Source organism: Oscillibacter hominis (genome assembly GCF_014334055.1).
GTDB lineage: Bacteria > Bacillota > Clostridia > Oscillospirales > Oscillospiraceae > Oscillibacter > Oscillibacter hominis.
Genome location: NZ_CP060490.1, coordinates 202,795 through 228,243, shown reverse-complemented (window position 1 = coordinate 228,243; position 25,449 = coordinate 202,795). Strand labels below are relative to the sequence as shown.

Annotated in this window: 26 protein-coding genes; 6 read left to right on the top strand and 20 right to left on the bottom strand. The window is 61.6% G+C overall.

Going from position 1 to position 25,449, the window contains the following annotated elements:
- The first annotated feature begins 8 nt into the window (after positions 1–8).
- Complete coding sequence (locus H8790_RS01105) at positions 9–1,364, top strand: sensor histidine kinase (protein ID WP_187333270.1); 1,356 nt, start codon at positions 9–11, stop codon at positions 1,362–1,364.
- Positions 1,361–2,284 carry a GerMN domain-containing protein gene (locus H8790_RS01100; RefSeq protein ID WP_187333269.1) on the top strand — a complete coding sequence of 308 codons (924 nt, stop codon included), beginning with the start codon at positions 1,361–1,363 and terminating at the stop codon, positions 2,282–2,284. The genes H8790_RS01105 and H8790_RS01100 overlap by 4 nt, the downstream gene beginning before the upstream one ends.
- A gap of 44 nt (positions 2,285–2,328) precedes the next feature.
- On the opposite strand, the gene H8790_RS01095 is transcribed toward H8790_RS01100, so the two are convergent.
- From H8790_RS01095 to H8790_RS01070, 6 genes are all read right to left on the bottom strand, one after another.
- Complete coding sequence (locus H8790_RS01095) at positions 2,329–2,838, bottom strand: nitroreductase family protein (RefSeq protein WP_187333268.1); 510 nt, start codon at positions 2,836–2,838, stop codon at positions 2,329–2,331.
- A 166-nt stretch (positions 2,839–3,004) separates the two neighbouring features.
- Entirely contained in the window at positions 3,005–3,547 is a 543-nt protein-coding gene (locus H8790_RS01090) for a hypothetical protein (RefSeq protein WP_187333267.1), read from the bottom strand.
- An 11-nt stretch (positions 3,548–3,558) separates the two neighbouring features.
- Positions 3,559–3,999 carry a cell wall hydrolase gene (locus H8790_RS01085; protein ID WP_187333266.1) on the bottom strand — a complete coding sequence of 147 codons (441 nt, stop codon included), beginning with the start codon at positions 3,997–3,999 and terminating at the stop codon, positions 3,559–3,561.
- Positions 4,000–4,478: 479 nt separating this feature from the next.
- The gene (locus tag H8790_RS01080; RefSeq protein ID WP_187333265.1) at positions 4,479–4,811 is read right to left on the bottom strand and encodes an HNH endonuclease; all 333 of its coding nucleotides are present in this window, start codon (positions 4,809–4,811) and stop codon (positions 4,479–4,481) included.
- A 228-nt stretch (positions 4,812–5,039) separates the two neighbouring features.
- Positions 5,040–5,234, bottom strand: coding sequence for a hypothetical protein (locus H8790_RS01075; protein WP_187333264.1), 195 nt, complete (start codon positions 5,232–5,234; stop codon positions 5,040–5,042).
- Positions 5,235–5,502: 268 nt separating this feature from the next.
- Positions 5,503–5,931, bottom strand: coding sequence for an HAD family hydrolase (locus H8790_RS01070; protein ID WP_187333263.1), 429 nt, complete (start codon positions 5,929–5,931; stop codon positions 5,503–5,505).
- Between the two features lie 177 nt (positions 5,932–6,108).
- Between H8790_RS01070 and H8790_RS01065 the strand changes: the two genes are divergently transcribed.
- Together H8790_RS01065 and H8790_RS01060 are read left to right on the top strand one after the other, a co-directional pair.
- Positions 6,109–6,852, top strand: coding sequence for an SDR family NAD(P)-dependent oxidoreductase (locus H8790_RS01065; protein ID WP_187333262.1), 744 nt, complete (start codon positions 6,109–6,111; stop codon positions 6,850–6,852).
- Between the two features lie 180 nt (positions 6,853–7,032).
- The gene (locus H8790_RS01060) at positions 7,033–8,394 is read left to right on the top strand and encodes an MATE family efflux transporter (protein WP_187333261.1); all 1,362 of its coding nucleotides are present in this window, start codon (positions 7,033–7,035) and stop codon (positions 8,392–8,394) included.
- A gap of 39 nt (positions 8,395–8,433) precedes the next feature.
- Here the strand turns inward: H8790_RS01060 and H8790_RS01055 are convergent, their stop codons facing one another.
- The 6 genes from H8790_RS01055 to H8790_RS01030 form a co-directional block, all read right to left on the bottom strand.
- On the bottom strand, positions 8,434–9,213 hold the full coding sequence (locus H8790_RS01055; RefSeq protein ID WP_187333260.1) for a pseudouridine-5'-phosphate glycosidase: 780 nt from the start codon (positions 9,211–9,213) through the stop codon (positions 8,434–8,436).
- The gene (locus tag H8790_RS01050) at positions 9,213–10,319 is read right to left on the bottom strand and encodes a sugar ABC transporter substrate-binding protein (protein ID WP_187333259.1); all 1,107 of its coding nucleotides are present in this window, start codon (positions 10,317–10,319) and stop codon (positions 9,213–9,215) included. The genes H8790_RS01055 and H8790_RS01050 overlap by 1 nt, the downstream gene beginning before the upstream one ends.
- A gap of 63 nt (positions 10,320–10,382) precedes the next feature.
- A complete protein-coding gene (locus H8790_RS01045; RefSeq protein ID WP_187333258.1) occupies positions 10,383–11,330 on the bottom strand; it encodes an ABC transporter permease in 948 nt (315 codons plus the stop codon).
- A complete protein-coding gene (locus H8790_RS01040; protein ID WP_187333257.1) occupies positions 11,327–12,064 on the bottom strand; it encodes an ATP-binding cassette domain-containing protein in 738 nt (245 codons plus the stop codon). Before H8790_RS01040 ends, H8790_RS01045 begins: the two co-directional genes overlap by 4 nt.
- A 181-nt stretch (positions 12,065–12,245) precedes the next feature.
- Positions 12,246–13,607 carry an S-layer homology domain-containing protein gene (locus H8790_RS01035; RefSeq protein ID WP_187333256.1) on the bottom strand — a complete coding sequence of 454 codons (1,362 nt, stop codon included), beginning with the start codon at positions 13,605–13,607 and terminating at the stop codon, positions 12,246–12,248.
- A 12-nt stretch (positions 13,608–13,619) separates the two neighbouring features.
- A complete protein-coding gene (locus tag H8790_RS01030) occupies positions 13,620–14,456 on the bottom strand; it encodes a helix-turn-helix transcriptional regulator (RefSeq protein WP_187333255.1) in 837 nt (278 codons plus the stop codon).
- 201 nt (positions 14,457–14,657) lie between these two features.
- Between H8790_RS01030 and gctA the strand changes: the two genes are divergently transcribed.
- Entirely contained in the window at positions 14,658–15,758 is a 1,101-nt protein-coding gene (gene gctA, locus H8790_RS01025; protein ID WP_187333254.1) for a glutaconate CoA-transferase subunit A, read from the top strand.
- Between the two features lie 16 nt (positions 15,759–15,774).
- Positions 15,775–16,572, top strand: coding sequence for a glutaconate CoA-transferase subunit B (gene gctB, locus H8790_RS01020; RefSeq protein ID WP_187333253.1), 798 nt, complete (start codon positions 15,775–15,777; stop codon positions 16,570–16,572).
- Positions 16,573–16,708: 136 nt separating this feature from the next.
- Here gctB and H8790_RS01015 read toward each other — a convergent pair whose 3' ends face one another.
- The 8 genes from H8790_RS01015 to H8790_RS00980 all read right to left on the bottom strand — a co-directional run bounded on the left by H8790_RS01015 (position 16,709) and on the right by H8790_RS00980 (position 25,414).
- The gene (locus H8790_RS01015) at positions 16,709–17,119 is read right to left on the bottom strand and encodes a biotin/lipoyl-containing protein (protein ID WP_187333252.1); all 411 of its coding nucleotides are present in this window, start codon (positions 17,117–17,119) and stop codon (positions 16,709–16,711) included.
- 15 nt (positions 17,120–17,134) lie between these two features.
- On the bottom strand, positions 17,135–17,452 hold the full coding sequence (locus H8790_RS01010; RefSeq protein WP_187333251.1) for an OadG family protein: 318 nt from the start codon (positions 17,450–17,452) through the stop codon (positions 17,135–17,137).
- A gap of 14 nt (positions 17,453–17,466) precedes the next feature.
- On the bottom strand, positions 17,467–19,233 hold the full coding sequence (locus tag H8790_RS01005) for an acyl-CoA carboxylase subunit beta (protein WP_187333250.1): 1,767 nt from the start codon (positions 19,231–19,233) through the stop codon (positions 17,467–17,469).
- Positions 19,234–19,281: 48 nt separating this feature from the next.
- On the bottom strand, positions 19,282–20,424 hold the full coding sequence (gene hgdB / locus H8790_RS01000; RefSeq protein WP_187333249.1) for a (R)-2-hydroxyglutaryl-CoA dehydratase subunit beta: 1,143 nt from the start codon (positions 20,422–20,424) through the stop codon (positions 19,282–19,284).
- The gene (hgdA, locus tag H8790_RS00995; RefSeq protein ID WP_187333248.1) at positions 20,424–21,875 is read right to left on the bottom strand and encodes a (R)-2-hydroxyglutaryl-CoA dehydratase subunit alpha; all 1,452 of its coding nucleotides are present in this window, start codon (positions 21,873–21,875) and stop codon (positions 20,424–20,426) included. The genes hgdB and hgdA overlap by 1 nt, the downstream gene beginning before the upstream one ends.
- Before the next feature lie 57 nt (positions 21,876–21,932).
- On the bottom strand, positions 21,933–22,721 hold the full coding sequence (hgdC, locus tag H8790_RS00990) for a (R)-2-hydroxyglutaryl-CoA dehydratase activase HgdC (protein ID WP_187333247.1): 789 nt from the start codon (positions 22,719–22,721) through the stop codon (positions 21,933–21,935).
- Between the two features lie 270 nt (positions 22,722–22,991).
- Positions 22,992–24,398: a dihydrolipoyl dehydrogenase gene (lpdA, locus tag H8790_RS00985; RefSeq protein ID WP_187333246.1), complete on the bottom strand. Its 1,407-nt coding sequence runs from the start codon at positions 24,396–24,398 to the stop codon at positions 22,992–22,994.
- A complete protein-coding gene (locus H8790_RS00980) occupies positions 24,395–25,414 on the bottom strand; it encodes a lipoate--protein ligase (RefSeq protein ID WP_187333245.1) in 1,020 nt (339 codons plus the stop codon). The genes lpdA and H8790_RS00980 overlap by 4 nt, the downstream gene beginning before the upstream one ends.
- Positions 25,415–25,449 lie beyond the last annotated feature (35 nt).

Sequence of the window (25,449 nt, the reverse complement as noted above, 5' to 3'; positions counted from 1 at the left end):
TCATTGCCGTGCTGATCCTGCTGAACACCTATCCGCTGATCGTCTCGGAAAACCTGGTGTTCCAATCCAAGCAGAGCACGCTGCAAAACAACGTGACGGTGATGGTCTCGGCCCTCAGCGGCCTGGACCGGCTGACCGAGGAAAATGTGACCACGGCCATGACGGTGGTGGAGGAGACGGGAATCTCCCGCATCCTGGTCACCGACGCCAGGGGCAAGGTCCTCTACGACACCCGGGAAACCGGCGGTGCCGTGGGTTCCTATGCCCTTTACACAGAGATCGTCCAGGCCCTGGACGGCAACGACACCTTCTATTGCAGCTTCAGCGACGACGCCTTCCGCAGCCGGGCCTCCTCCCCCGTGCTCTATCAGAACCAGGTCATCGGCTCCGTCTACGCCTATGAGTACGATACGGTGCAGGCCAGCCTCCTGCGGGGCTTTCAGAGCAACCTGCGCAGCCTCTCCCTGGTGGTGGGGCTGCTGGTGCTGGCCCTCTCGGCCATTTTGTCCCGGGCCTTGACCCGTCAGATCAGCGACCTGCTCTCCGCCATCCGGAAGGTCCGGGAAGGCGCCTACAGCCACCGAGCCGAAATCCACGGCCACGACGAGATCGCCCAGATCGCCACGGAGTTCAACAGCCTCACTGACCGGCTCCAGACAACGGAGACGGCCCGGCGGCGTTTTGTCTCCGATGCCTCCCACGAACTGAAGACGCCTCTTGCGGCCATCCGGCTGCTGTCGGACTCCATCCTCCAGACGGAGGACATCGACCCGGACACCACCCGGGAGTTTGTGGCCGACATCGAGCGGGAGGCCGAGCGCCTCAGCCGCATCACCGAGGACCTTTTGCAGCTGACCCGGCTGGACGGCGACCTGCTTGCCCCTGCCACGGAGGTGGAACTGCTGCCGGTGGTGCAGCAGGTGATGCGGATGATGGAACTGGTGGCCACGGAAAAGAACATCAGCCTGACCTATCAGGCTCCCGACTCTCCCTGTTTCGTCCTCTCCACCCGAGACGAGATCCATCAGGTGATCTACAACCTGTTGGACAACGCCGTCAAGTACAGCAGCGAAGGCGGCTGGGTCCAGCTGCGGCTGGGAAACGAGGCGGACCAGGTGGTCTTAGCGGTGGAGGACAACGGCATCGGTATCCCGGAGGAAGACCTGCCCCGGATTTTTGAACGTTTCTACCGGGTGGACAAGGCCCGCTCCCGGGCCGCAGGCGGCACCGGGCTGGGGCTGGCCATTGTCAGCGACACGGTGCGCAGGCGGGGTGGCTCCATCGCCGCAGCCAACCGCTCAGGCGGCGGAACGGTGTTCACCGTCCGCTGGCCCGCCGCCGGGGAAGGGAGGCAAGGCGAATGAGAAAACGAATGGCATGCCTTCTCTGTGCCCTGACGCTTCTGGTCACCGGCTGCGCCTATGCGGTCAGGCAGTCCCAGCCCTCCGACGAGGATGTCTATCAGCTCTACTATGCCGTGGAGGATCTGGAGATGGTGCAAGGCGGCGACGCAATCAGCGCCGAGACCATCCCAGTGACTCAGCTCGACCCCCTCCCCACCCGGGAGATGGCGGAAGCCCTGCTCACCGTGCTGTTGGAGGGGCCGGACACCGCGGCTCTGCGCAGTCCCATCCCCGCCGGCACAAAGCTCCTGGGCCTGGAAATCAGCGGCCAGCACGCCCACGTGGACCTGTCTGCCCCCTATGGCGCCCTCTCCGGCATTGCCCTGACCATTGCCGACTACTGCATCACGCTGACTCTGACCCAGCTGCCGGAGATCACCGTGGTCTCCATCACGGTGGAGGGCCAGCCCCTGGCCTATCGCAACAGCCAGAACTTCACTGCCCACGACGTGCTGCTCTCCAGCACCGCGGACGTAATCCGGACCCTTGATGTGTCCCTTTACTTCCTGGACGGCGCCGGCAGCCTCGTCCCGGAGCAGCGCACCCTGGAGCTCTATGAGGGCGATACTCAGGCCCTGTCCCTCATCAACGCACTGGTGTCAGGGCCCCATGGCAAGGGCCTCTCCTCTGCCCTTCCGGAGCAGTTCTCCGTGCTGTCCGTCTGGCAGGAGGAGGGCGTCTGCTATTTGAACCTGCCCTCCGCCCTGCTGACAGACAGCACGCAGACGCCGGAGCAGCAATCCCTCACCGTCACCGCGCTGGTCAACTCCCTCTGCTCCCTGGACTCTGTGGACAGCGTCCAGATTCTGGTGGACGGAGAGCTGCGGAGCTTCTACGGCTCCATCTCCATTGAGGGGCTCCTCTATCCCACCGCGTCATAACAAACAGGGGCGGCCCTTTCGGGCCGCCCCTGTTTGTTCTCATTTTATAGATACGTGACCATATCCTCCAGAGGATTCCGCTGATCGTGCAGATGGGCCGGATGCGCCCCTTCCGCCGCATAGCCCACCGGCAGCAGGGCGATGACCGTCACGCCCTGGAGCTGGGGAAGCTCCTGCTCCAGTTTGACCGGATCGAACATCCCCACATAGGTGGTGCCCAGGCCCAGGTCGGCGGCCTGGAGCATGATGTGGGCCGCCGCGATGGCCGCGTCGATCTCCCCGTGGTTTTTCCCGTCGCTGCGGACCCAGGCCGCAGAGGCGTCATAGCCCACCGCCAAAATGACCGGCGCGCCAAAGTGGCAGGGCGTGCATCGGCCTGCCTTTTCCAGTGCCGACGGGCTGCGCAGAACAAAGATGCGCTGGGGCTGTAAGTTTTTCGCCGTGGGAGAGGCTTGGGCGGCCTCCAACAGAAGATCCAGCTTCTCCTGCTCAACGGGGCGGGAGCTGAACTTCCGGAGGGAGTAGCGCCCTTTTGCCAGTTTTGCAAACTCCATTGTCATTCACTTCCTTGTTTTGAGAAAATACGGCTGCTTCTCTCAGCCTGCCCTCTTCTATTTGAGTATCGTAGCACAGTTCTTTTCTTTCTGCAATCCGTCTTTACCCCAACTCACAAAAGCAGCGCGGGACAAATCCCGCGCTGCTTTTCCCGCTGACAGCGGATCAGGACTGCCTCCACCCGCTCTGCTGTAAAAGCTCGTTGCAGGCGTCCCGCCGCTGTGTATCGTAAAACTCCATGAACTTCAGCGAATAGATGTCGCTGACGATGTAGCGGTCCCGGGGTTCCTGATAAATTGTGACATAATCGTTTCCCACATCGTAGAGGATTCCCTCCCAGGACACCATGTTCTGAGTTCCCACCAGGAACGTGGCCACAATATAGTTGCCCTCGTTTCTGGCCAGCATCGCCTTCAGGGAGCCCTTGTAGACCTCTTCTCTTGAAACCGGAGCCTCAACGACATCAGAGGGCAGGTTGTTTCTCATCTGAAGCGCGTTGTCGGTGGTAGCTGCACCGGTCTCCATGTTTGCCATACCGAGCTCAGTCCCAGTGCGCATAGGCATGGTTGCGTCTGTGCGGGGAACCGGGGTTCCGGCTGTAAAGGGGACCACGTTCTGACCGGCATTCTCCAGCCGGCGCATCTCCTGGGTCCAATTCCCGGTTCCCACATTGGAGTAGCCCGGGGCACTGTTGGAATTCATATACATAATGACACCTCTTAAGTCTTGTAGTAAGCGTCTGTCGGATTGTAAAAGCAATGGTCGCCGATGCGCGTCTGCAAATATCCCACATTGGATGGGAACTGGGGGCGGCAATTGGGAGAGAATGGATTGTAAAACCACAGGGATTCCGCCACATCCGGAAGACGGTTTCCTGCAATGGCCCAGTCAGCGATGTCATAGTGTATCTGCTGCGGGCGCATATTGTAGATATTCTGCGGGTTATACGCCCCGCCCTCCGTCTCGCTGGCACAGACAAATTGTCCCGGCTGAAAAATGATGTTGCGGATGCTGCCCTGCCCAACGCGGGCATACTCTCCGCCGGTGGCATGGACCCGGTTCATCACCACGCCCGCCACCGCCTTCATCCCGGTGTCACCCTCTCCTCCCGCCTCGCATTCTATCAGACGCGCCAATAATTCACGATCTGAATAAGCCATATAACAACACACTCCTGTTGGATACACCATTCTATGCAAAGGGCACGCAAAGGTTCCCCGCCGCCCGCCGCAGCGGGCGGAATCCCAGCATCCCCCGTCCCGAGGAGCGCCGCAACCGCATTCTATGCAAAGGGCACGCAAAGGTTCCCCGCCGCCCGCCGCAGCGGGCGGAATCCCAGCATCCCCCGTCCCGAGGAGCGCCGCAACCGCGCCCCCACATCAAATGGTGGCGCGACGAGAGCAAGCGCAGCCGCCACGCGGCGGAGCGCGCAGGCCCATGCCCGGCGGGCCCACGGAGCCAGGAGCCGGGCATGTGGCATTGCGGGGGGGCAGCGCACAGCGCAAAGCCGCCCGCAGGCGGCGCGGGGGGAGCCACCGCTTCTATGCCAATAAGGGGGAGCCTTCCGATCCTTTGCCATTGTGAGGCCGCACCGCCTCCCGATCCTTTGCTTTTGGGCGGCGGTCAAAAGGGAGAGACATCAGTCCCCCCCGTAGAGCCTGGGCTGTACCTTGGCCCAGGGCGACCAGAGGAAGCCCTCGTCGGCGTAGTAGTCCGCCAGGTACTCCACGCAGTCCTGGCACACCTCCGCGCCCTGGAGGTCTCCATACTCCGGGAGGCGGGTGCCGTGGGCCACGGCGTGGCAGCGCCAGCAGAGCGTGATCAGGTTGTGGGGATAGTCCGTGCCGCCCTGGGAGCGCCGCACCACGTGGTGCACCTGGAGGCCCGCTGTGGAGTCGCAGAGGGCGCAGCGGTAGCCGTCGCGGCGATAGACGGCCTTGCGGGTTTCGTTTGTGAGCTTAGCTGAGATCATGGTGGTTCCTCCTTTTCAGAATGTGCGCCTTCCCCAGCGCGGCAGTCAAGGGCGCACCGGCGCACGGAGTTCCGAGCGTTTGGCCGGGCACGCCGGCGGGCGGGGGCGAGCCCACGCACGGCGGCGGGGGCGGCCATAACCGACGCGCAGCGGCGGCGGGGCGCTTGCTTTGCCCTTGACGGCTGCGCTACCATCTCCCCGATTCTGAAAAGGAGGGGCCGCCAGGGCTCAGCGGCTTATATCTGAACCGTCGCCGAGCCGCTCGCGCACCCATGCCGCGATCTGAGCGCGGATCACGGCGTAAGGCGTGGTTCCCTCCGCGACGCACAGTATGCGGAAGTCCTCGTAGTCCTCCACCGTCATCTTGGTGCAGGCTGTGCGCAGGTTTGCCCTATCCCAGCGTTCCTGCCTTGCTCTTTCCATCTGATCTCACCTCCCGGGCTTAGTGTACTGTAGACCCGCCGTCATGTCAAGAAAACTGTGAAACGCATCGTCTACTACCCCGTTTCCTGGCAATCCCACCCCTTTTTCACCGACTTTTCCACAGAAACCGGGCCTGTCCGCCGTTCCCTGCCCCGTATGGGGCATACCACAGTTGGCACTCCTGTTGGATACACCATTCTATGCAAAGGGCACGCCCGTGACACAAAAAAAGAGCAGCACGCTGCATGCGCACTGCTCCTTTTTTCACTCAGCGCTCCACCATGGAGGAAAAGTCCTCCATCACCTCGTCGGCAGCGGATCGCACCTCCTCTTCCGCCGCCCGGCCCAAAATCCCGACAGTCCGGAATTTTGCCGCCTTGGCGGAGCGCAGGACCTCCGGGTCGCCGGAGAAAACCGCCAGCATGGACTTTGGCAGCTTCATCCGCCGGGCCGCCTTCCAGCACAGCTCCCCGCTGTCGCCCTCGGCCTCATCCGCGGCCACAATCCCCCGGAAGTAATCCGTCAGATCCAGCTCATCCAGCCGCCGCACCGTCTCAAGGCGCTGGGCTGTAATCAGGTACATCCACACGTCTTCTAACTTCATCAGCGTCAAAAACGCCCGCACCTCCGGGCGCAATACCCCCGTTTCGTCAAGGAACGTGCTGTTCCAGTCAAAAATCGCACCCTGCATCCGCATTGCCGATCCCTCCTTTTTTAAATTCAGTATACCGCTTTTTCCCTGCGCTGCAAAGGGGAAAATATCCGGCGGCATTCGACACCAGCCGCGGTTCTATTTGACAGACACATGTTCTGTTGCTAAGATGGACATACTGAGTCCAGAACACTTACTCACAAAAAACGAGGAGGGCTTTCCATGCTACATGGGAAAGTGGCTATTATCACCGGCGGCAGCCGCGGGATCGGATACGCGGTGGTGGAAACCTATTTAAAAAACGGCGCGTCCGTGGCGCTGTTCGCCTCCCGGCAGGAGACGGTGGATAAAGCGCTAAGCAAGCTTGCAGAGGAGCATCCCAACGCGCCCGTCATGGGCCTGTATCCGGACTTATCCGATCTTGCCTCTGTGGAGGAGGCCTTCGGCCAGGTCAAGGAGCGCTTCGGCAGGATCGACATTCTGGTCAACAACGCGGGAATCTCTGCACGGGAGAGCATCTTTGACTACAAGGCAGAGGACTTTGAGCGGATCATCCGCCTGAATGTGACCGCTCTGTTCAACTGCTCCAAGGTGGCGGCCGTCTACATGCGGGAACAGGGCGGCGGTGTGATTCTCAACGCCAGCTCCATGGTCACCCGCAACGGCCAGAGCGCCGGCTGCGGATACCCCACCTCCAAGTACGCAGTCAACGGCCTGACCAGATCCCTTGCCAGGGAACTGGGGCCTTACCACATCCGCGTCAACGCTGTGGCGCCCGGCGTCACCCGGACGGATATGGTGGCAAACCTTCCCCAGGCCATGGTGGACCGCCTGCTGCCTTCCATCCCCCTGGGGCGTATGGGAGAGCCGGAGGAGGTGGCCAACGCCTACCTCTTCTTGGCCAGCGATCTGGCCAGCTATGTCACTGGCGCGGTCCTTCATGTGGACGGCGGAGCCATCGCCTGATTTCCTCTGTGATGGCTTCACCAGCTTGAATTCCCATTCAAAAGTTGATATACTGTCATCCATGAACTGCGATTGAACGCTGCCGTATGCAAGGCAATTCTTGCATACGGCAGTTTCCTTAAAGGCCCGGCGGCCCTATCGCCGGCGCAGCCGCATCGCAACGATCTGTGAGGTGGAACCATGCAAGAATCAGACATCAGGAACACCGGACAGCACCGCGCCATTGCCCGCACGCTGATCCAATTCAGCCTTCCGCTCATCCTCAGCGGCATCCTGCAGCAGCTTTACAACTGGGCGGATGCGTTCATTGTGGGCAATGTGGAGGGGGAACTGGCTCTGGCCGCCATCGGCGCCACCGGCACGGTGGTCAACTTTTATCTGATGACCATCACCGGCTTCACCTTAGGGCTCTCCATCCTGTTTGCCCAGGCATTCGGCAGCGCTCAGACAGAGTTCATCCCCAAGGTGCTCTCCACCTTCTCATTGCTCCTTGGCTCCATCTTCCTGGTGCTGGCCGCCGTGGGGATCGGCACATCCAGTGCGCTGCTGCGTCTGATGCACACCACCCAGGACACACTGGCCCTGGCGGACTCCTATCTCCGGATTGTCCTCTCAGGCATCCCTTTCCTTGCGGTCTACAACGTATACTCCGCGGCGCTGCGTGGCGTTGGCAACAGCAGGGCCCCCTTCCTGGCCATTGTCTTCTCCTCTGTGGTCAATGTGGCCCTGGACATCCTGTTCGTATTCCTGCTGCGCTGGGGCGTCGGCGGAGCCGCTGCCGCGACCGTGCTCTCCCAGGCGGCGATGACCGCTTTCCTTGTGGTTTACAGCATAAAAAAGCAGCCGCTGCTGCGTTTTCGCTTCAGCCGGAAGGCACTGGACCGCAAGGCGCTGGCACAGGGCGTCCGCCTGGGCATTCCGCCCATGATCCAATCCAGCGTCAGCGCCTTCGGCAGCCTGCTGCTCCAGAACTTTATGAACGGCTTTGGGACCCAGACCGTGGCGGCGATCACCACGGCGTACCGGGTGGACACCATCATCCTGCTGCCCATCATCAACCTTGGGTCCGGCATCTCCACCATCGTGGCCCAAAGCTACGGCGCGGGAGAGAGGCAGCGGACCCGCAGCATCCTTTCCGTGGGCACAGTGCTGATGGCCATTGTGTCCCTTGGGATGACCGCCCTGGTCATCCCCACAGGAGGGTATCTGATCGCCATGTTCGGCGTGGGCCGGGAGGCCACGGAGATCGGGCGTGACTTCTTCCTGCACATTGCCTGCTTCTATGTGGCCTTCGGCCTTGCGACCGCGGTCCGCGGCTTCCTGGAGGGGCTTGGGGACGTGCTCTACTCCAGCGTGGCGGGCATCGTGTCGCTGGCCGTCCGCATCGCGGCCTCCTATGGCCTGGCCGTGTATTTTGGCAGCAGGATCATCGCCTACGCCGAGGCCTTCTCCTGGGGCGTGCTGCTGATCCTCTATGTGACCCGCATGGTGTGGATCAGGCGTCACCCCGACGCGCTGGGCGGGGAGAGGGACGGAAGGTAATAAAAGAGACTGCCGGTTCGCCGGCAGTCTCTTTTTTCCTTAGTTCAGCTCCAGGGCGGCCTGGACATTGGCCAGAAAGGACCTCAGCTGCATCCGGGAGGATTCCCCGCCGGTGCGCCGGTCGATTTCGCCGTTGGCCGCCGGGTGATAGTAGCTCCCCAGGGCTTCCGCCTGTTTTCCGGCGGAGATGGCCGCGTGCAGGATGGAGAGGTCCGCGATCCGCTCCTCCTCCGGGATGGGCCGGAGCAGCAAAAGGCCGCGCTCCGCAGCGCGTCTGACCGCCTCCGCCGTCCCATAGCCGGCAAGGCCCTCGTCCAAGGCCACGCATGTGCTGTGAAAGAGATAGCCCGTGCACTCACTTCCCGCCACGTGGACGCCGTGCTGCCACAGCCACCCGAAGGTGGCGGGCACATCCAGCATATCCTTGGGTGCCGTGGCCAGCAGGGCCACCGGGTAGCGCACCAGCGCCGGAAGGTCCGGGCACAGCTCTTCGCCCCGGATGTCCCCAATGCCGCCGATACCGCAGCTCACCGCAAGAAAGACGCCTAAGCGGTGGCACGCGGCCATGGTGCCGGAGGCCGTCAGCGCTCCGGAGGCGCCGCTTTTCAGGGCATCCTCCAAGTGCTCGCAGTCGATGCGGCCCACCTCTTCTCCCCTGGAGCGGAAGGGCAGGTATTCCTCCATGGTACCCACCCGGAGCGTTCCACGCTCCACCCATGCAAGACAGGGCCGGCTGACGGTCCAGGCGGAGCGCAGCTCCTCATTGGATATGGACCGCAGCCCGTGGGTCAGAAGGGCCGTTTCCGCCAGAAAGTCCATTATTTCCAGTCGTCCATCTGGCTTACGTTGTCCACGCTCACCAGCGTCAGGGGCAGGTAGATGGGATCGGCGTACTCCGTTCCCTGGGCCATGGCAATGGCCATCTTCAGGGCGGCCTCGGTGTACTTGACGCTGGAGTAGGACATGGAGCCGGTCATGGTGCCCTCCTTCATGGCGGCACGGGCGTCATCGGTGAAGTCCACGCCGTACACCAGCACATCGCTGCGGCCCTCGGCGCCCAGCGCCTCCACTGCGGCCAGAGCCATCACGTCGTTGCAGGCAAAAATGGCCTTCAGGTCCGGGTGCTCGGTGAGGATGTCCTTGGTGGCGTCATAGGCCTTTGTGGCGTCCCAGTCGCAGGGAACGGAGGCCACCAGGTCGATGCCTTCGGCTGCTTCCAGCACTTCCGCGGCTCCCGCGGTGCGGCCCTCAGACTGGCCGGCTCCGGTCAGGCCCTGCAAAATGGCGACCTCGCCGCCGGAGGGAAGACGGGCAATGATGTCATTTGCCACGGTCTGGCCCTGCTCTTTGAAGTTGACGGTGATCTTGCCGTCCAGGTGGCCGCCGGCCTCCGCCAGGGCGTCCGTGTCCACGCCCGGCCCCAGGTTGATGACCTTGACGCCGTTTTCATTGCACTTGACAATGCCGGGGATCAGGTTGGTGCCGTCGATGGGAGAGACCAGGATCACGTCGTAGTCCATGTCCGCCATGGTCATCAGCACATCCAACTGGGACTGGGTATCGCCTTCGGTGGTGCCGGTCTGAACGTCGATGCTGACGCCCAGCTCCTGGGCGGCCGCTTCATAGCAGTCCTTCATGGTCACCCAGAACGGGTTCGTGAGAGAGATGATGACCGCGCCGAACTTCTCCTCACCGCTGGCGGTGGGCACCTGGCCCAGCTGTGCGGAGAGGGCCTGGTCCACGGAGTCGTAGAGCTGGCTCACTATGTCGTCTCCGGACGGAGCCTGGCTGCCGGACGCGGCGCTTCCAGAGCCGCTGCCGGAGCCGGATGCGCTGCCGGAGCTGGATGCTCCGCCGTTTCCGCAGCCGCCCAGCAGGGCCACTACCATTGCAAGGGACAGCAAGAGTGTCAATGTCCGTTTCATATGCGTTTCCTCCAAAGTAAAATTGAATCTATTATGCAGGGGAACCCCCTCATAACCATTTGCTCAGCCGACCCGCTGCCGCCGCTGGCGCAGCTCCGCCGACACCACTGCGCACAGCAGGATCGCTCCTGTGATGAACTGCTGATAATAGGACGAGACGCTCATCAGCGTGAGGCCGTTTCGGATCATGCCCAGCAGGAATACCGCCACCGCCGTGCCCGCCAGGGACGCACTGCCGCCGGAGAGGGGCGTACCGCCCATGATGACCGCCGTGATGGCGTCCATCTCCATGTCCAGCCCCGCGTTGGGCTCGGCGGAATTGAGCCGGGCGGTGATGATGACCCCCGCCAAAGCCGCCAGCACGCCCATGGCGGCAAAGCAGCCGATGCGGTATCGGCCCGTGCTCACGCCGCTGCGCTTCAGAGCCTCCGGATTGCCTCCCAGGGCCGTCAGGTAGTGCCCCCAGCGCATTTTGTACATCAGGGGGAAGGCCGCGGCAATCAGCAAAATCGCCATGGTCACGCCGGATTCCATGCCGAAGAGGTCCCCGTAGCCAAAGCTCCGGAAGGCCTGGGGGAACTTGGTCACCGGCGCGCCCAGCGTCAGCATCAGCGCCAGCCCCCGGTAGAGAAAGGAGGTGGCCAGGGTGACGATCAGCGCGTTGATCCGGGTCAGGTGGATCAGCGTCCCATTGACGGTGCCCAAGGCCCCGCCCACAATAAGCCCCGCCGCCACGGACAGCGCCACGCTCCAGCCGCCGTGCATGGCCTGGGCCATCACAATGGCGCTGAGGGACAGGATGGACCCCACGGAAAGGTCGATGGCCCCCGATGCCACCACAAAGGTCATGCCGACGGCCAGAATCATCCGGTAGGAGTTGGCCTCCAGGATGTTGACCACGTTCTTCGAGGAAAAAAAGGAACCGGTGCGCAAACTTAAAAATCCTGCCAAAAGCAGGCAGAAGGCCACTAAAATCCAGACAGAGGCATGGCGGGCAAAGTGTTTTTTCATCTCTCTTCGCTCTCCTGCTGCAAAATCATCGTGTGGATCGCCTCCGGGCTGGAGGACGCGGTCATCACGTCGGCAATGCAGCGCCCCGCTCGCATCACCACCACCCGATCCGCTACGTCAAACACCTGGTAGAGGTTGTGGCTGACCAGCACCTGGGTCATACCCTGGCTGCGCAGGCGGCGCAGCAGCTCCAGCGTGTTGTGGGATTCCCGGATGCCCATTGCCGCCGTGGGCTCGTCCAGCAAAAGGACCTTTCCCGGCGTGCGCAGGGCCCGGGCAATGGCCAGCCCCTGCCGCTGGCCGCCGGAGAGGTTCCGCACCGGCAGTTCCAGGTCCGGGATGTGAATTTCCAGCTGGTCCAGCAGCCGCCTGGTCTCCCGCCGCATGGTGCGCCGGTCGATCAGCACGCCGCAGCGCATGGGCTCACAGCCCAAAAAGACATTTTCATAGCTGTTTTTATAGTTGTCCAGCGACAGGTCCTGGTACACGGTCCGGATACCAAGTTCGATGGACTGGCGGATACTCAGCCGGGGATAGCCGCCCGCCGGGGTACAGATGGTTCCGCTGTCAGGCTCCAGGTTCCCGGACAGGATTTTGATCAGCGTGGACTTGCCGGAGCCATTGTCACCCACGATGGCGGTGATCCAGCCGCTGACGATCTCCGCGTCCACGCCGTCCAAGGCCTGGATCGGGCCGAAGTGTTTCCTGATTCCCTTGAGCGTCAGCAGCGTCACAAAATCCCTCCATCCTTTGCCGTATCGGGCCATACTGACTGTACCGTCCTTTTCCTGGAAAGTCCAATTGGATTTTTCTCTCATAGTGGTTTATATGAGTGTCAAAAGCGATGATATCCAATCCGATCAGGCAAATGGCCACAAAAAGAGACCTGTGAAAGCTCACAGGTCTCTTACACTCCTATAGAACCGCATGCGTTTGGGCGCAGCGGAACAGGATCACCGCCAGCTGGTCCCGCCGGACCATGTCCCCCGGGCGGAGCATCCCCTGTTTATCGCCCCGAAGGATTCCCTCTTCCACGGCCCATCCCAAGGCAGGCACGGCGTAGGGAGAGGCCGCTTCGCCATCCGGAAAGCCACTCAGGTTTCCCCGGAACTCCGGGCCGCCTTTCCATCGGTACAGCATGGCGGAAAGCTGCTCCCGGGTGAGGCTCTGATCCGGCCGGAAAGAGCCGTCCTCATAGCCGGTGACAATCCCCTGCTCCATGGCCCAGGAGACAGCCCCGGCGCACCAGGCCGGCAGATCGGAAAGCGCCGCCCCGTTCCGGGGTGCCGGTGCGCCCGACATCCGCCACAATACCACGGCCATCTGGGCCCTGGTCACCGCATCCCCTGGTCCAAAGGTTCCGTCCGTCCTGCCGTTCATCCAGCCCCGAGCGCTGACAAAGCGGACCTCCCCGGCGCACCAGGCGTCAAACGCCACGTCCGAAAAGGGCCTCAGCACGGCCACAAGCTGCTCCGCCAACACCTGATGCCCCGCATCATTGGGATGGAAGTCCAGGTTCAGGGGGCTGAGCGAGGCATTGCACAACCGCTCCGCCGATGCATCAAAGGCGCTGTACGCATCGGCAATCCATATGCCGTCCATGCTCCGGATCACCTCGTTGAGGCGCTGGACGCACAGCCCCGCCTCCCTGGCCAGCTGGAGAAACAGTCCCTCTTCCATCCACCGATAAGGGTGGTACTGAGTGGCCACCACTACAGGGGCCCAAGGGTTTTTCGCCCGCAGCGCGGCCACGGCGGCAGACAGGTTCTCCCGGCAGCGCTCCAGCGCCGATTGGAGGGCCTGCCGGTCCGCATTGTTCTCCGGGCGGATGAAGTTGAGCAGGATCGCCGCCGCGACCTGGATGGCTTGGGCGTCCCCGCCCATCAGCCGGGTCTGGGCCTCCCAGACCGATTCGCCCAGGCCGGCCGACACCCGTTCCAGCAAGAGATTGGCCAAATCGTTCCCGCCGATTGTAATGGAGATGGCGGCGGCGCTTTCCACCGCGTCATCTATCGTTCCGCCCTCCACCAGCGCCCTCAGGTCTGCGGTGTCTGCGCCGTTCACGGCCCGGTTGTCCCAGGCAAGGCCCAGTTCCTCCGCCGCCCGGGCGGCAAAGGACAGGCTGCGGCACTGCTCCGCGTCATCGGCAAGCCCATACCCGGTGGTAATGCTGTCCCCAAGGGCCAGCAGGACGCCGCCTGACGCCTGCGCGGCGGAGGACAGTATCGGCAGCATTAGGGCGAGGATCAAAACCACCCCGATCCAAGTTCTCTTCATCGTTGTTCCTTTCTACTGTCTGTCTCCCTCGGAGAACTGCCGGGCGTACTGCTTGGGGGAAATCCCGGTCATGGAGGTAAAGGTCCGGATAAAGTGCTCGTTGCTCTGAAAGCCCACCGCCTCTCCGGCCGCCTGGACCCGGACGCCGTCCTGGAGGAGCAGCCGCGCCTTGAGGATCCGGCTGCTGATGAGGTATTCCATGACCGAAAACCCGGTGGCAGCCTTGAAGCAATGGCTCAGGTGGTACTTGCTGATATAGAATTCCGAGGCGATCTGATCCAGCGTCAGCTTCTCCGTCATATGCTCCTGGAGGTAGTCCAGCACAGCGCTGATCTGGAGGGAGTTGCTCTTCATGCTGTGCTTGGGGAGCTCCGGCTCCCTTTTCCGGGGCTTGGCCAGGCTCAGCGCCTCTATCAAAAACTTGGTCAGTAAAAAAAGCTCCTCGATGTCCGCGCCGAATTCCATACTGTGGGCCTCGCACCGCTTCTCCAGCTGGCCCAAAAGGTCCCGGAAGTACTCCGCCCGGTCGCCTAACTCCACCATATACTGGGTGTTATGGATGCGCTCACTGAGGTTGGTCTGGGAGGTGGATAAAAAATCCAGGGTCTGCACCGGCACATGGAGCACAAACCGCTTATAGGGCTTTGAGGCCAGCGTCTTGTGGAGCGTGGCATCCGGCAGGACAAACAGCACCGTCGGCCGCAGCGGGTACGCCTCATTCTCCACAAACAGCTGATCCCCGCTGGACACCGGCAGCAGAAACTCCACGCTTTCATGAAAATGCGGCCGATCCATATACCAGGAGTCATCCCGGCTCATCTTCAGGTAAAAGGCCGGCAATTGCATCATACCGCTGCTCCTTCCTCTTCTATCTGCACAAAGAAATAAAACGCAAGAAACGTTAATTTTTTAGCGCAACAAGACATTTACTAACTTTGCTTGTGTGGTATTCTTATAGTATCTGAGTCTATGAGAAAATACAAGAGGTTTGTCTGAATTTGCTGAAAAAAGAACTCACAGCAACAGAAAATAATGGTTGGAGGCTTTTTTATGGGAAAAGTATGCACACTTTCCGAAGCAATCGCAAAGTACGTCAACAGCGGCGATACCATTAGCTTCGGCGGTTTCACCACGAACCGCAAGCCCTATGCGGCGGTCTACGAAATTCTCCGCCAGGGCCAGAAGGACTTCACTGTCTGGGCCGGCCCTGCCGGCGGTGACTGGGATATGCTGATCGGCGAAGGCCGTGTCAAGGCATACATCAACTGCTACACCGCCAACTCCGGCTTCACCAACGTGTCCCGCCGGTTCCGCGCGGCCATTGAGTCCGGCAAGCTGACCTATGAAGACTACAGCCAGGACGTGCTGATGCTTCAGCTGCACGCTGCGTCTTTGGGTCTGCCCTTCCTGCCCGTGCGCCTGATGCAGGGCTCCGGCCTGACGGAGTTCTGGGGCATCAGCAAGGAAAAGCGCGCTGAGCTGGACACCGTGGACAACGACAAGTTCGTCATGGTCGACAACCCCTTCAACCCCGGTGAAAAGGTTGTGGCCGTGCCTGTGCCCAAGCTGGATACCGCCATCATCCACGTTCAGAAGGCCTCCCCCGACGGCACCTGCATCATCGAGGGCGACGAGTTCCACGATGTGGACATCGCCATTGCCGCCAAGAAGACCATCGTCACCTGTGAGGAGCTGGTCTCCGACGAGTACATCCGCCGCGACCCCACCCTGACCCGCATCTTCGGCGAGTGCGTGTGCGCCGTGGTCCACGCCCCCTACGGCGCATGGCCCGCCCAGTGCTACGGCTATTATGACGACGACCCCGACGCCCTGGTGGAGTATGACAAGGCCTCCAAGTATCAGGATGCCGAGGACGCCAAGGCCCAGCTGGCCAAGGCCGCGGACAAGGCGGAGAAGGCCGCTGCCAAGAACCCCGATGACGCCAAGGCCGCTGAGGCTGCCGTCAAGGCCAGAAAGGCCGCTCAGGCTGCCGCCGACGGCACCGCCATCCCTGAGACCTTCCAGGATTTCCTGAACAAGTGGGTGTACAGTGCGAAGGATCACGACGAACTGCTGGATAAAATCGGCGGTTCCCGGCTGATGAAGCTGAAGAACGTCCCCGGCCTGGGTTATGCCGGTAAGATTCAGTAAAGGGAGGGCATCAATCATGTCTGAATACAGCAATTATACAAAACAAGAAATGCAGGCATACGCCATTGCTAAAAATATCCAGGAGAACCAGATCGTCATTGTCGGCACCGGCCTGCCCCTGATCGGCGCCTCTTTGGCCAAGCGGGTGGTCTGCCCCTCCTGCCATCCCATCGTGGAGAGCGGCCTGATGGACTGCGCTCCCATCGAAGTGCCCCGCAGCGTGGGCGACAACCGCTTCATGGCCCACTGCGCCGTGCAGTGGCCCAACATCCGCTTCATCGGCTTTGAGGCCAATGAGTGGCTCCACAACGAAGACCGTCTGATTGCCTTCATCGGCGGCGCCCAGATCGACCCCTACGGCAACGTGAACTCCACCAGCATCGGCGACTACCACAACCCCAAGACCCGGTTCACCGGCTCCGGCGGCGCCAACGGAATCGCTACATACTGCAACACCATCATCATGATGCAGCACCAGAAGCGCCGCTTCATGGATAAGATCGACTACATCACCAGCTGCGGCTGGATGGACGGCCCCGGCGGACGTGAGCGCGCCGGCCTGCCCGGCAACCGCGGCCCCCAGATGGTGGTCACTGACCTTGGCATCATGAAGTTTGACGAGGACACCAAGCGCATGTACCTGGCCTATTACTATCCGTTCTCCTCCCCTGAGATGGTTCAGGAGAACACCGGGTTCGAGGTGGACGTCTCCCGTGCCCAGTTGATGGACGGCCCCAGCGAGGAGATCATCCGCGTCATCCGCGAGGAGATCGACCCCGGTCAGGTCTTCATCAAGCTGCCGAAGAAGAAATAAGCACCGATCATCCCGGCCTTATAATTGGCCGGGATGATCTTTTTCCCGCCCTTTTGCATGAAAAAAGCGGCAAGCGCCGCCCCAATCGAATGGGGCGGCGCTTGCCGCTTATGAAAGAAATTGAGAAGCGCGGTAATCAGCCGATCTGCACCAGCTGCTGGCCGGCCTCCAGGTCGGCGCCGACGCTGACAAAAACCTTCTGCACGGTTCCAGCGGCGGGGGCCATGACCTCGTTCTCCATCTTCATGGCCTCGAAAGTCAGCACCACCTGGCCGGCCTTCACCGCGTCACCCTCCTTGACGGGGATGCTCAGCACCTTGCCCACCATGGGGGCGGTCAGGACGCCGGCGCCGCCGGCGGGAGCGGCGGCCTTGGGAGCGGCAGGGGCGGCCGCAGGTGCGGGAGCCGCGGCGGGAGCAGGAGCGGCGGCCTTGGGGGCGGCAGCCACGGGGGTCACTTTCTGGATCTGGACGCCGCCGTCGACTTCCTTCTCAGCCACCTCGACGTCATAGGTCTTGCCATTGACAGTAATGGTATAAGCTCTCATAGTTCGATTCTCTCCTTAGTCCTGATTCACGTGCACACAGTCACGCACCATAGGATCGGTTACAACAATGTCGGTTGCAACAGCGCGATAGGTATCTCCGCCGCTGCGGACCATGGGGTTGGCTTTTCTCTTTTGCTCAAAGGCGTAGATCGCGGCCGTCAGGATCGCAATCAGCTCACCGTCGTCGGTATCCGTCTTCCCGGCCTGCTCCGGCGCCGCCTTGACGCGGAAGACAAGGGGGAACAGTTTTAGAATGACCATCAGAATGATCAAGCCGGTAAAGACGATACCCATACTGACGAGAGATACGCCCAGTGACTCTATACCGGACATATACTCACCTCAGCTTATTTCTTCAGATTATCCCAGTCCCGGAGAATGCGGGGCGTCATCATCTGGTGGAAGGGGCAGATGGACTGGGGATTCTGATAGGCGGAGCCGACGAAGGCGCAGATATAGCGGCGCAGTTCATCCAGCTTTACGATCTCATCCACAAAGCCCACCTTGGCGCAGAAGTCGGGACGGGAGTTCTTGGTGTAATCCTGGATCAGCTTATTCATCTTTTCGATGGTGGGCTCCAGGTCCTTGCCCTCCTTCTGATCCTTCACCAAACGGCGCGCGTACATGGCGGCCGCAGCGGTCTCGCCGTGCATGACGTAGACCTCGGTGGCAGCGGTACCCAGGCTGAACACGTTGGTGTTGTTGCCCTGGGGGCCGCCCATGACATAGTGGGCGGCAGCGGTGCCCTTGCGCAGGGTGATCTCCAGCTGAGGCACCTTGGAGTTCTCGATGGAGTAGATCAGAGACTGGCCCAGGCCCAGCAGCTCGGCCTTCTCGGCGGGATCGCCCACGTCGATGCCGGTGGTATCCTGGATCCACACAATGGGCAGGCGGTCACGGCCGCACATGGTGACGAACTCGTTCATCTTGATGAGGCCCTGGCGATACAGCTTGCCACCCACGCCCATGGCACCCTCACCACGGTAGTCGGGGTAGTTGGGGATCAGGCCCTGATAGTTGGTGATGACGCCGGTCAAAAGCCCGTTGACCTTGGCCAGGCCGCAGACGATCTCGGGGCCGTAGCCGTTCTTGTACTCCAAAAACTCGCTGTTGTCAAAGAGGCAGGCCAGCACCTCACGGACGTCGTAGGCGCGGCGCTGGTTCAGGGGCACGCGGGAGTACAGCTCTTCACCGGTGTGGGCGGGCTGCTTGGGCTCATCCACGCGGAAGAAGTTCTCGTTGTAGGCGGGGATGGCATCCATGTACTTCTTGATGGCGCCCAAAACGCCCTCTTCCTCGGCATAGACCTCGCGGAAGAAGCCGGTCTCGCCAAAGTGGATATGTACGGCTCCGGGAGGATCCACCTTACCGGCCTTGACGGTGGCATCGATCAGGGCCTGGGCGGCCTCCTGATCCACATAGCCCTTGGGGTTCATGCCGCCCACGATGCCGGCGCCGCCCACGGCCATGTTGGCCTTTTCATGGGCGATCAGGATGGTGGGGCTGATGGAGTGGTAGCCGCCGCCGGCGGGGTTGGTGCCGTAGATGCCGACGATGACGGGGATACCCATCTGCTCCAGCTCGGCATGGCGGTAGAAGGGGGTGCCGCCGCCCACACGGCCGGCGTAGACCTTCTCCTGCTCATCCAGCTTCACGCCGGAGCAGTTGAGGACGTAGACCAGGGGGATGCGCAGCTGCTTGGCGATGTCGGTGGCGCGGGTCAGCTTCAATGCCTGGCCAGGCACCCAGGCGCCGGCCAGCTTCTTATTGTCAGAGGCGATGATGACGGCCCACTTGTCGTGGATCTTGCCGAGGCCTGTGATGACGCCGGTGCTGCCGTCCTTGTTGTCGCCGGGATTGTAGAGGCTGTTCAGGGGGCACCAGGTGCCCTCGTCCACCAGCAGCTTGACGCGCTGACGGGCGGTCATCTGGCCGGCGGCGTTGAGGGACTCGTCGGAGCGGCCCGCGCTCAGGGCAGCCTCGGACTTGGCCTCCAGCTCGCTTTCAATATCCTTCAGGGATTTTGCGTTCTCCTCATTCACCGCGTTCAGAGCTGTGCCGATCTGCGGCATGTTCTGAAAATAGGAGGGCATCGAGTAACCGAATGTGCTCATAAAATACCACCTTATATAAATTTATCGTTTCCGGGTCACACTCTGAACTTACAGGGAGATCACGTCGGCAAATGCCTGGATGGCGGTCCGGGCCTGGCCGAAATCGCGCATCTGCTGATCCACGCCCAGCTTGATGTGGGGGATGCCGGCGCTGTCCAGGGCCTTCTTCAGGTAGGGGTACTCCATCTCCTCGGGATCGCAGAACTGCTGCATGAACAGCACCAGGCCCTGGGCCCCGCTCTCTTTGACCAGGTTGGCCACGAACTCGCCCCGGCGGTTCTCGCTGGAGTGCTCGTCGTAGAGCAGCACGTCATAGTCCTGATCGGCAAACTGATGCGCCAGCGCCAGGATGGGATCGCCGGACTCGGGAGCGTCCACACGGAAGGCGCGGCTCTCGTGGGCCACGTCGTCGGCGGCAATGGCGATGTTGTTCTCCTCAAAGATTTCCAGCAGCTTGGGGTTGTCGCAGATGATGCCGGAGGTGACCACCTTGGTGCCCTTCCACTTGCACACGGGCAGGGCCTTCAGCTCGCTGTTGAGCTGCTGGAGCTTTTCTGTGTACTCCGCCTTGGGCATGAACCAGGCGGCCTTCAAAACGGCGCTGCGCTTGGTGGGGGTGATGACGTCGCAATGCTCGTTGGCCAGTTTGGCAAACTCACGGCGGGCGGCGCGGCTCTTGTTATAGACCTTGATGGAGTTGAGGATCGCCTCGTCCGCAATGGGCGCGCCGGCAATCTTCTCCAGCTCGGTGCGGACGTTGGTGTACTGGTCCACGCAGAACTTCAGGCCGAACTCGGGCCTGCGGTACTGGGGATGGGCCAGGAAAATGCAGGGCAGCTTCTCGCTCATGGCCACGCGGATGTTCTGGCTCATGGGGCGCAGGGTATCGCAGATGGTGGGGGTGATGACGCCGTCCAAAAGGTCCATGGTGCCGTCTAACAGCATCTCCAAATCCAGCTGGGCGATGGTGCAGTAGAAGGTGGCGCAGTATTCCTTGGCGCGGCTGATGGTCTTGTCGTTGCTGCCCCACATGCCGAAGGGCACCATGCCGGCGGCATCCACCAGTTCCTCGGGGGCATAGTAGGGCATCACGCCGATGCACTTTTTGCCCTGCTTTTTATAGGCTTCCAGCTGGGCCTTGGGGTTGGCCGCAATCTGGCTGAACTCCTGAACCAAAGTATCAATACTCATCACGCATTCTCCTCCTTGGCTTTCTTGTCTTTCATGGCCTCCATGGCCTCCACCAGGCCCTGCACGCGGGTCTCGTACTGGGCCTCGTTGAAGTTGCGGGGGTCGGCCTGGTCGCCGTCAAAACCGGCGCAGGGCACACCCAAGTCCGCGGTGAAGCGGCGCTGCATCTCGGCCATGTAGCCGGACCAGGGCTTGCAGGAGCGGTTGTAGTGGACCAGAACACCGTCCACCTTGTTGTCCCGGCAGATGCCCTCGCGCCAATCCACGCCCTGCTCGATGCAGACGCTGTTGGGGGCCTTGTAGTAGGCACGGGCCATCTCGTCGATGTTGTTGTAGACAAAGCCGAAGGCCGGTGCGTACACCACAGCGGTGACGTTGACGCCGTTGGCCTTCAGGGGCTTGAACAGGTTGGGCAGCTTGGGCCAGCAGGGGATGCCCTCGAACATGACGCGGTACTTCTCGGGGAAGGGCGTGGTGGTGCTCCCGGTCTTGACCGCCTCGGCCAGATCCTTCTCCAGCAGCTCAAAGGCCTCGGCTGCCTCCACCTTGCCGCGGGCGGTGACGATATCCGCCATGTGGTTGAAGAGGTCAAAGCCGCTGTAGGGAGCGGGCTTGTACTGTAAGTAGTCGCACACCCGGAGCCAGGCGCTGGCGGTGCGGTTGGCGTTGGCGCAGGCCTGCTCGAACTTCTTCTCGTCGAACTTCTTGCCGGTCAGCTTCTCCAGCTCGTGAATGGCATTGTCAAACTGGGCGCGGACATAGGCCACGTTGGAATCATGTACATCCACGGTGTTGTTGTAGGGGATGTCAATCATGATCAGGGGGATGTTGCGCATCCGGGCAATATTTTCATACCACTTGGTCATGCAGTTGCAGATGTTGTTGCAGCAGAGCACGAAATCGGGCTGGGGAATCTGCATCTGGCGGTAAGGCTTGATGGCCGCCTTGCGCAGCTCCTTCTCCCGGCCCTCAGGCAGCGCCTCGATCTCATAAATGTCATCCAGCACGGTATAGGGCTGCATGGTCTTGGGGTCTTTCTTGGGCTTGCCGGTCTCGGGGTCGATGACCACGTTGCCGTTCTCGTCCTTGAGGGGCTTGCCGCTGTTGGGGTTGATGACGTACTCGCCGGTCTCCAGGTCCACCTTGCGGGACGCGCGCTTTCCGGCGGCATAGGCCAAAGAGATGCGGGCGTAGCCGCAGATATCGTTGTCAAAGCCCAGGTCCTCGGCGGCCTGGCACATGAGCTCGCCGTCGCGGTTGGCGGCGATGCCGGCGGCCTGATTCTCCGGGTACATGACGTTCAGGTCAAAGGCCTCCGCCAGCTCACAGGGGAACTTGGAACTGGACCAGCCTACCAACTTACCCTCCGCATGGGCTTTACGGGCGTCTGCATGAACGTCATCCACCACCTTGCGCAGCGCAGCTACGCCGGGGCTAACTGTTTTTGCCATGATCGTTTTCCTCCCTACTCTTTTTCAATAATTTTCTTATTTTCATGCAGGGGGCGCTCACGCCTCCTGCTCCTTTTGATAGCGCTGATAGGCAAACAATGCGGCCCCCAGCGCACCGTTGTACTGGGTCAGGGGCGAGGTGTGGATTTCGTGGCCCAGCTCTTTTTGCAGGGCGTTGACCACACCGTAGTTCTGGGCCACACCGCCGGTCATGACCACCTCGTCCCGCACACCGATGCGGTGGGCCAGGCCCACCACGCGGCTGGCCACACTGCGGTGGATGCCGTTGATGATATCCCGCTTGTCGGTGCCCTTGGCCAGCTGGCTGATGACCTCGCTCTCGGCAAAGACGGTGCAGGTGGAGCTGATGCCCACCTCCACGGTGGACTGGGCGCCCAGAGGGGCCAAATCCTCCACCTTCACCTCCAGCACCCGGGCCATCACATCCAAAAAGCGGCCGGTTCCGGCGGCGCACTTGTCGTTCATGGCAAAGTTCACCATCATGCCGTTTTCAATCTCCAGGATTTTCACGTCCTGTCCGCCGATATCAATGACCGTACGCACCTTCGGAAAGAGGAAATAGGCGCCGCGCGCGTGGCAGCTCAGCTCGCTCATCTGCTGGTCGGCGATGCCCTCCAGCGAATTGCGGCCATAACCGGTGGCCAGCACATAGCCCATATCCTCACGCTTCATATTGCAGTTTTCCAACACCTCGCGAATGGCACGGGCCGGGCCGCTGGTGCCGGCGCCCACCGAGACCAGGGACTTGCCCACAATCTCATGCCCATCCTTCAGTACAATGCATTTGGAGGCGGTGGAACCCACATCGATTCCCATTGTATACATGCTGAAAATCCCTTTCCTGTCTCCTCCCCGGCGCCGTGGCGCCGTCTGTTCGGGGTGGAAACGCTGATCATACCTTTCTTAGGCTACCCTAAGCATAGCACACAAGAGCAGTTAGTAAATAGAAGGAAGCGCTAAAAAATTGCTGTATCTTGTGATTTTGTTTTTTCTGATATCTATTTTTTCCCGGATGCTTCCATTCTGACGGAATTTTCATTAGTTTTCGGACGAAATTGTTCTTCCTGTTCCCTGGGAAAACAGCCGGAAATGGTGTCAATTGCGGCTGTGGATGGCACGTTTCTCCACATTCAGCGCCGCCTCCCGCACCGCTTCGGTGACGGTGGGGTGGGAGTGGATGGTCTCGATGATGTCGTCCACGGTGGCGCCCATGCGGATGGCCAGAGCACCCTCGGAGATGAGGTCCGTGGCCCGGGGCCCGATGATGTGCATGCCGATCACCTTATTGTCGGAGCGGTTGGCAATGATCTTCACCAGTCCCTCGCCGCCGTTGAGGATAAGAGCCTTGCCGTTGGCGGCCATGGGGAACTTGCCCACGATGTAATCCAGTTCCCGGGCCTTGGCCTGTTCCTCGGTGAGGCCCACGCCGGCGCACTCCGGCTCAATGTAGACACAGGTGGGATTGGTGGACTCATCGTAAGCCGCGTCCAGACCCATGGCGTTCTCCACGGCCACCTCGCCCATGGCGGAAGCGGTGTGGGCCAGCTGGGCCCGGCCGAACACACAGTCGCCGATGGCGTAAACGCCGGGCACGTTGGTCTCCATCCGGTCGTTGACCAGGATGCGGCCCCGGTCGTTCTCAATGCCTCCCGCGGCCAGGTTCAATCTCTCGGTGTTGGCCCGGCGGCCCACCGCCACCAGCACCTTCTCCGCCTCAAAGGAGACGTCCTCACCCTTTTTATCCTTGCAGTTGACCCGCACGCCGCCCTCCACGGCCTCCACGGACTGCACCGGGGTCTCCAGGTGGAAATCAATGCCCATCTTGCGCATATGGCGCTGGCCCAGGCGGGTCAGCTCTCCATCCATCATGGGCAGCATGGCGGGCATCATCTCCACCACAGTGATCTTGGTGCCGAAGGCCGCATAGGCGCAGGCGATCTCCAGGCCGATGACGCCGCCGCCGATGACGATCATACTGGCGGGCAAATGATCCAGACTCAGCGCCCCGGTGGAGTCGATGCAGTTTTCATTCTCCCGGATGCCGGGGATGGGAGGCACCGCATTGATGGACCCGGTGGCCAGGATGATCTTGTCCGCTGTCATCTCTTCCTCTGTGCCGTCGCTCTTTTTCACCAGCAGCCTCCCGGGGGCGGTGAACTCCGCCGTACCGTCCACCCGGGCCACCTTGTTGTTTTTCAGCAGATTGGCGATGCCGCCGGTCAGCTTTTTGGACACGGCGTCCTTGTGGGCGATGACCTGGGGGAAATCGACCTCCGCCCCGGTGACCCTGACGCCGATCTCCGCGCCCTGCTCCCGGATCTGGGAGAGGAGTTCCGCGCTGTGCAGCAGGCACTTGGTGGGGATGCAGCCCACGTTCAGGCAGGTCCCCCCCAGGTGCTCCCGCTCGATCAGCGTCACGTCGGCGCCTAACTGGGCCGCGCGGATGGCCGCCACATAGCCGCCGGGGCCGCCGCCCACCACAAGAATGGATGTATTGCTCATTTCATTTCCTCCTTCTCAATCTTCCGCAGGTCAAATATGGTATCCAGAATCTCCTCCCGGGCAATTCCTCCAAAGCAGCGCCCTAAGGGGAACCGGTCCAGCACCGCGGCCACGTCCTCCCGGCGAAACGGAACTCCGCAGAGGGCCTGCCGCAGGCCGTCCAAAGGACACAGGGCCAAAAAATCCCCGTAAAAGACCACGTGGGCAATGTGCCCCTGCTCCACCGCCAGCCGGACCTCCAGGATGCCGCCGTCCCATTTGCGGCGGTTTTCCAGCCCATAGCGGGGAGAGGCGCCGAAGTTCCATTCCCAGGTGTCGTACTTTGTCTCCTTCAGCCGGCGGACCTCCGCCAGCTCCTCTTCCGTGAGCGCCGCATCCTCCAGCCCCCCGGCGGCCAAGGCGCCCTTCAGGTAGTCCCAGAACTCCCTCAGCGTCATGTCCTTTTTCAGCATGGGCCGGATGTTCCCGATCCGGCTGCGGACGGACTTGGCGCTTTTGGACTGGAATTTCAGGGGGTCTGCGTTCAGGGCACCGGCCACCATGCCGGGGTTTGCGTCAAAGAGCAGCGTGCCGTGGTGGAGAATCCGTCCTCCCGTGAGCCGCTGGGCGGTTCCGGAGACCTTCTTTCCCTCCGCCAGGATGTCGTTGCGGCCGGAGGCCTCCGCCTCCACCCCCAATTCCCGGAGGGCACGCACCACAGGGGCTGTAAAGCGCTGGGCCATGCGGTCGTTCTCCGCCGCGTCGGTGATGAAGGAGTAGTTCAGGTTCCCCAGGTCATGATAGACCGCGCCGCCGCCGGTGGTGCGGCGCACCACATGGATTCCATGCTTCTCCACGAAGGCGCGGTTGATCTCCGCCTCTGCGTTTTGGTTCTGTCCGATGACGATGGTGTTGTCATTCTGCCACAGCATCAGGTAGTTTCCATCAGTGCGATGGGTCAGTACATACTCCTCCAGGGCAAGGTTGTAAGCAGGGTTCTCAGAGTGGGTTTCTATGTATCGGGTCACGTCAGACATAGGCTTCTCCTCCCGGGCAAATGTCATGTCCATTA

Bases quoted from the DNA above. Each gene is read 5' to 3' on its own strand.
- H8790_RS01100 (WP_187333269.1), top strand. From the start codon at position 1,361: ATGAGAAAACGAATGGCATGCCTTCTCTGTGCCCTGACGCTTCTGGTC.
- H8790_RS01095 (WP_187333268.1), bottom strand. From the start codon at position 2,838: ATGGAGTTTGCAAAACTGGCAAAAGGGCGCTACTCCCTCCGGAAGTTC.
- H8790_RS01090 (WP_187333267.1), bottom strand. From the start codon at position 3,547: ATGTATATGAATTCCAACAGTGCCCCGGGCTACTCCAATGTGGGAACC.
- H8790_RS01085 (WP_187333266.1), bottom strand. From the start codon at position 3,999: ATGGCTTATTCAGATCGTGAATTATTGGCGCGTCTGATAGAATGCGAG.
- H8790_RS01080 (WP_187333265.1), bottom strand. From the start codon at position 4,811: ATGATCTCAGCTAAGCTCACAAACGAAACCCGCAAGGCCGTCTATCGC.
- H8790_RS01075 (WP_187333264.1), bottom strand. From the start codon at position 5,234: ATGGAAAGAGCAAGGCAGGAACGCTGGGATAGGGCAAACCTGCGCACA.
- H8790_RS01070 (WP_187333263.1), bottom strand. From the start codon at position 5,931: ATGCGGATGCAGGGTGCGATTTTTGACTGGAACAGCACGTTCCTTGAC.
- H8790_RS01065 (WP_187333262.1), top strand. From the start codon at position 6,109: ATGCTACATGGGAAAGTGGCTATTATCACCGGCGGCAGCCGCGGGATC.
- H8790_RS01060 (WP_187333261.1), top strand. From the start codon at position 7,033: ATGCAAGAATCAGACATCAGGAACACCGGACAGCACCGCGCCATTGCC.
- H8790_RS01055 (WP_187333260.1), bottom strand. From the start codon at position 9,213: ATGGACTTTCTGGCGGAAACGGCCCTTCTGACCCACGGGCTGCGGTCC.
- H8790_RS01050 (WP_187333259.1), bottom strand. From the start codon at position 10,319: ATGAAACGGACATTGACACTCTTGCTGTCCCTTGCAATGGTAGTGGCC.
- H8790_RS01045 (WP_187333258.1), bottom strand. From the start codon at position 11,330: ATGAAAAAACACTTTGCCCGCCATGCCTCTGTCTGGATTTTAGTGGCC.
- H8790_RS01035 (WP_187333256.1), bottom strand. From the start codon at position 13,607: ATGAAGAGAACTTGGATCGGGGTGGTTTTGATCCTCGCCCTAATGCTG.
- H8790_RS01030 (WP_187333255.1), bottom strand. From the start codon at position 14,456: ATGATGCAATTGCCGGCCTTTTACCTGAAGATGAGCCGGGATGACTCC.
- gctA (WP_187333254.1), top strand. From the start codon at position 14,658: ATGGGAAAAGTATGCACACTTTCCGAAGCAATCGCAAAGTACGTCAAC.
- gctB (WP_187333253.1), top strand. From the start codon at position 15,775: ATGTCTGAATACAGCAATTATACAAAACAAGAAATGCAGGCATACGCC.
- H8790_RS01015 (WP_187333252.1), bottom strand. From the start codon at position 17,119: ATGAGAGCTTATACCATTACTGTCAATGGCAAGACCTATGACGTCGAG.
- H8790_RS01010 (WP_187333251.1), bottom strand. From the start codon at position 17,452: ATGTCCGGTATAGAGTCACTGGGCGTATCTCTCGTCAGTATGGGTATC.
- H8790_RS01005 (WP_187333250.1), bottom strand. From the start codon at position 19,233: ATGAGCACATTCGGTTACTCGATGCCCTCCTATTTTCAGAACATGCCG.
- hgdB (WP_187333249.1), bottom strand. From the start codon at position 20,424: ATGAGTATTGATACTTTGGTTCAGGAGTTCAGCCAGATTGCGGCCAAC.
- hgdA (WP_187333248.1), bottom strand. From the start codon at position 21,875: ATGGCAAAAACAGTTAGCCCCGGCGTAGCTGCGCTGCGCAAGGTGGTG.
- hgdC (WP_187333247.1), bottom strand. From the start codon at position 22,721: ATGTATACAATGGGAATCGATGTGGGTTCCACCGCCTCCAAATGCATT.
- lpdA (WP_187333246.1), bottom strand. From the start codon at position 24,398: ATGAGCAATACATCCATTCTTGTGGTGGGCGGCGGCCCCGGCGGCTAT.
- H8790_RS00980 (WP_187333245.1), bottom strand. From the start codon at position 25,414: ATGTCTGACGTGACCCGATACATAGAAACCCACTCTGAGAACCCTGCT.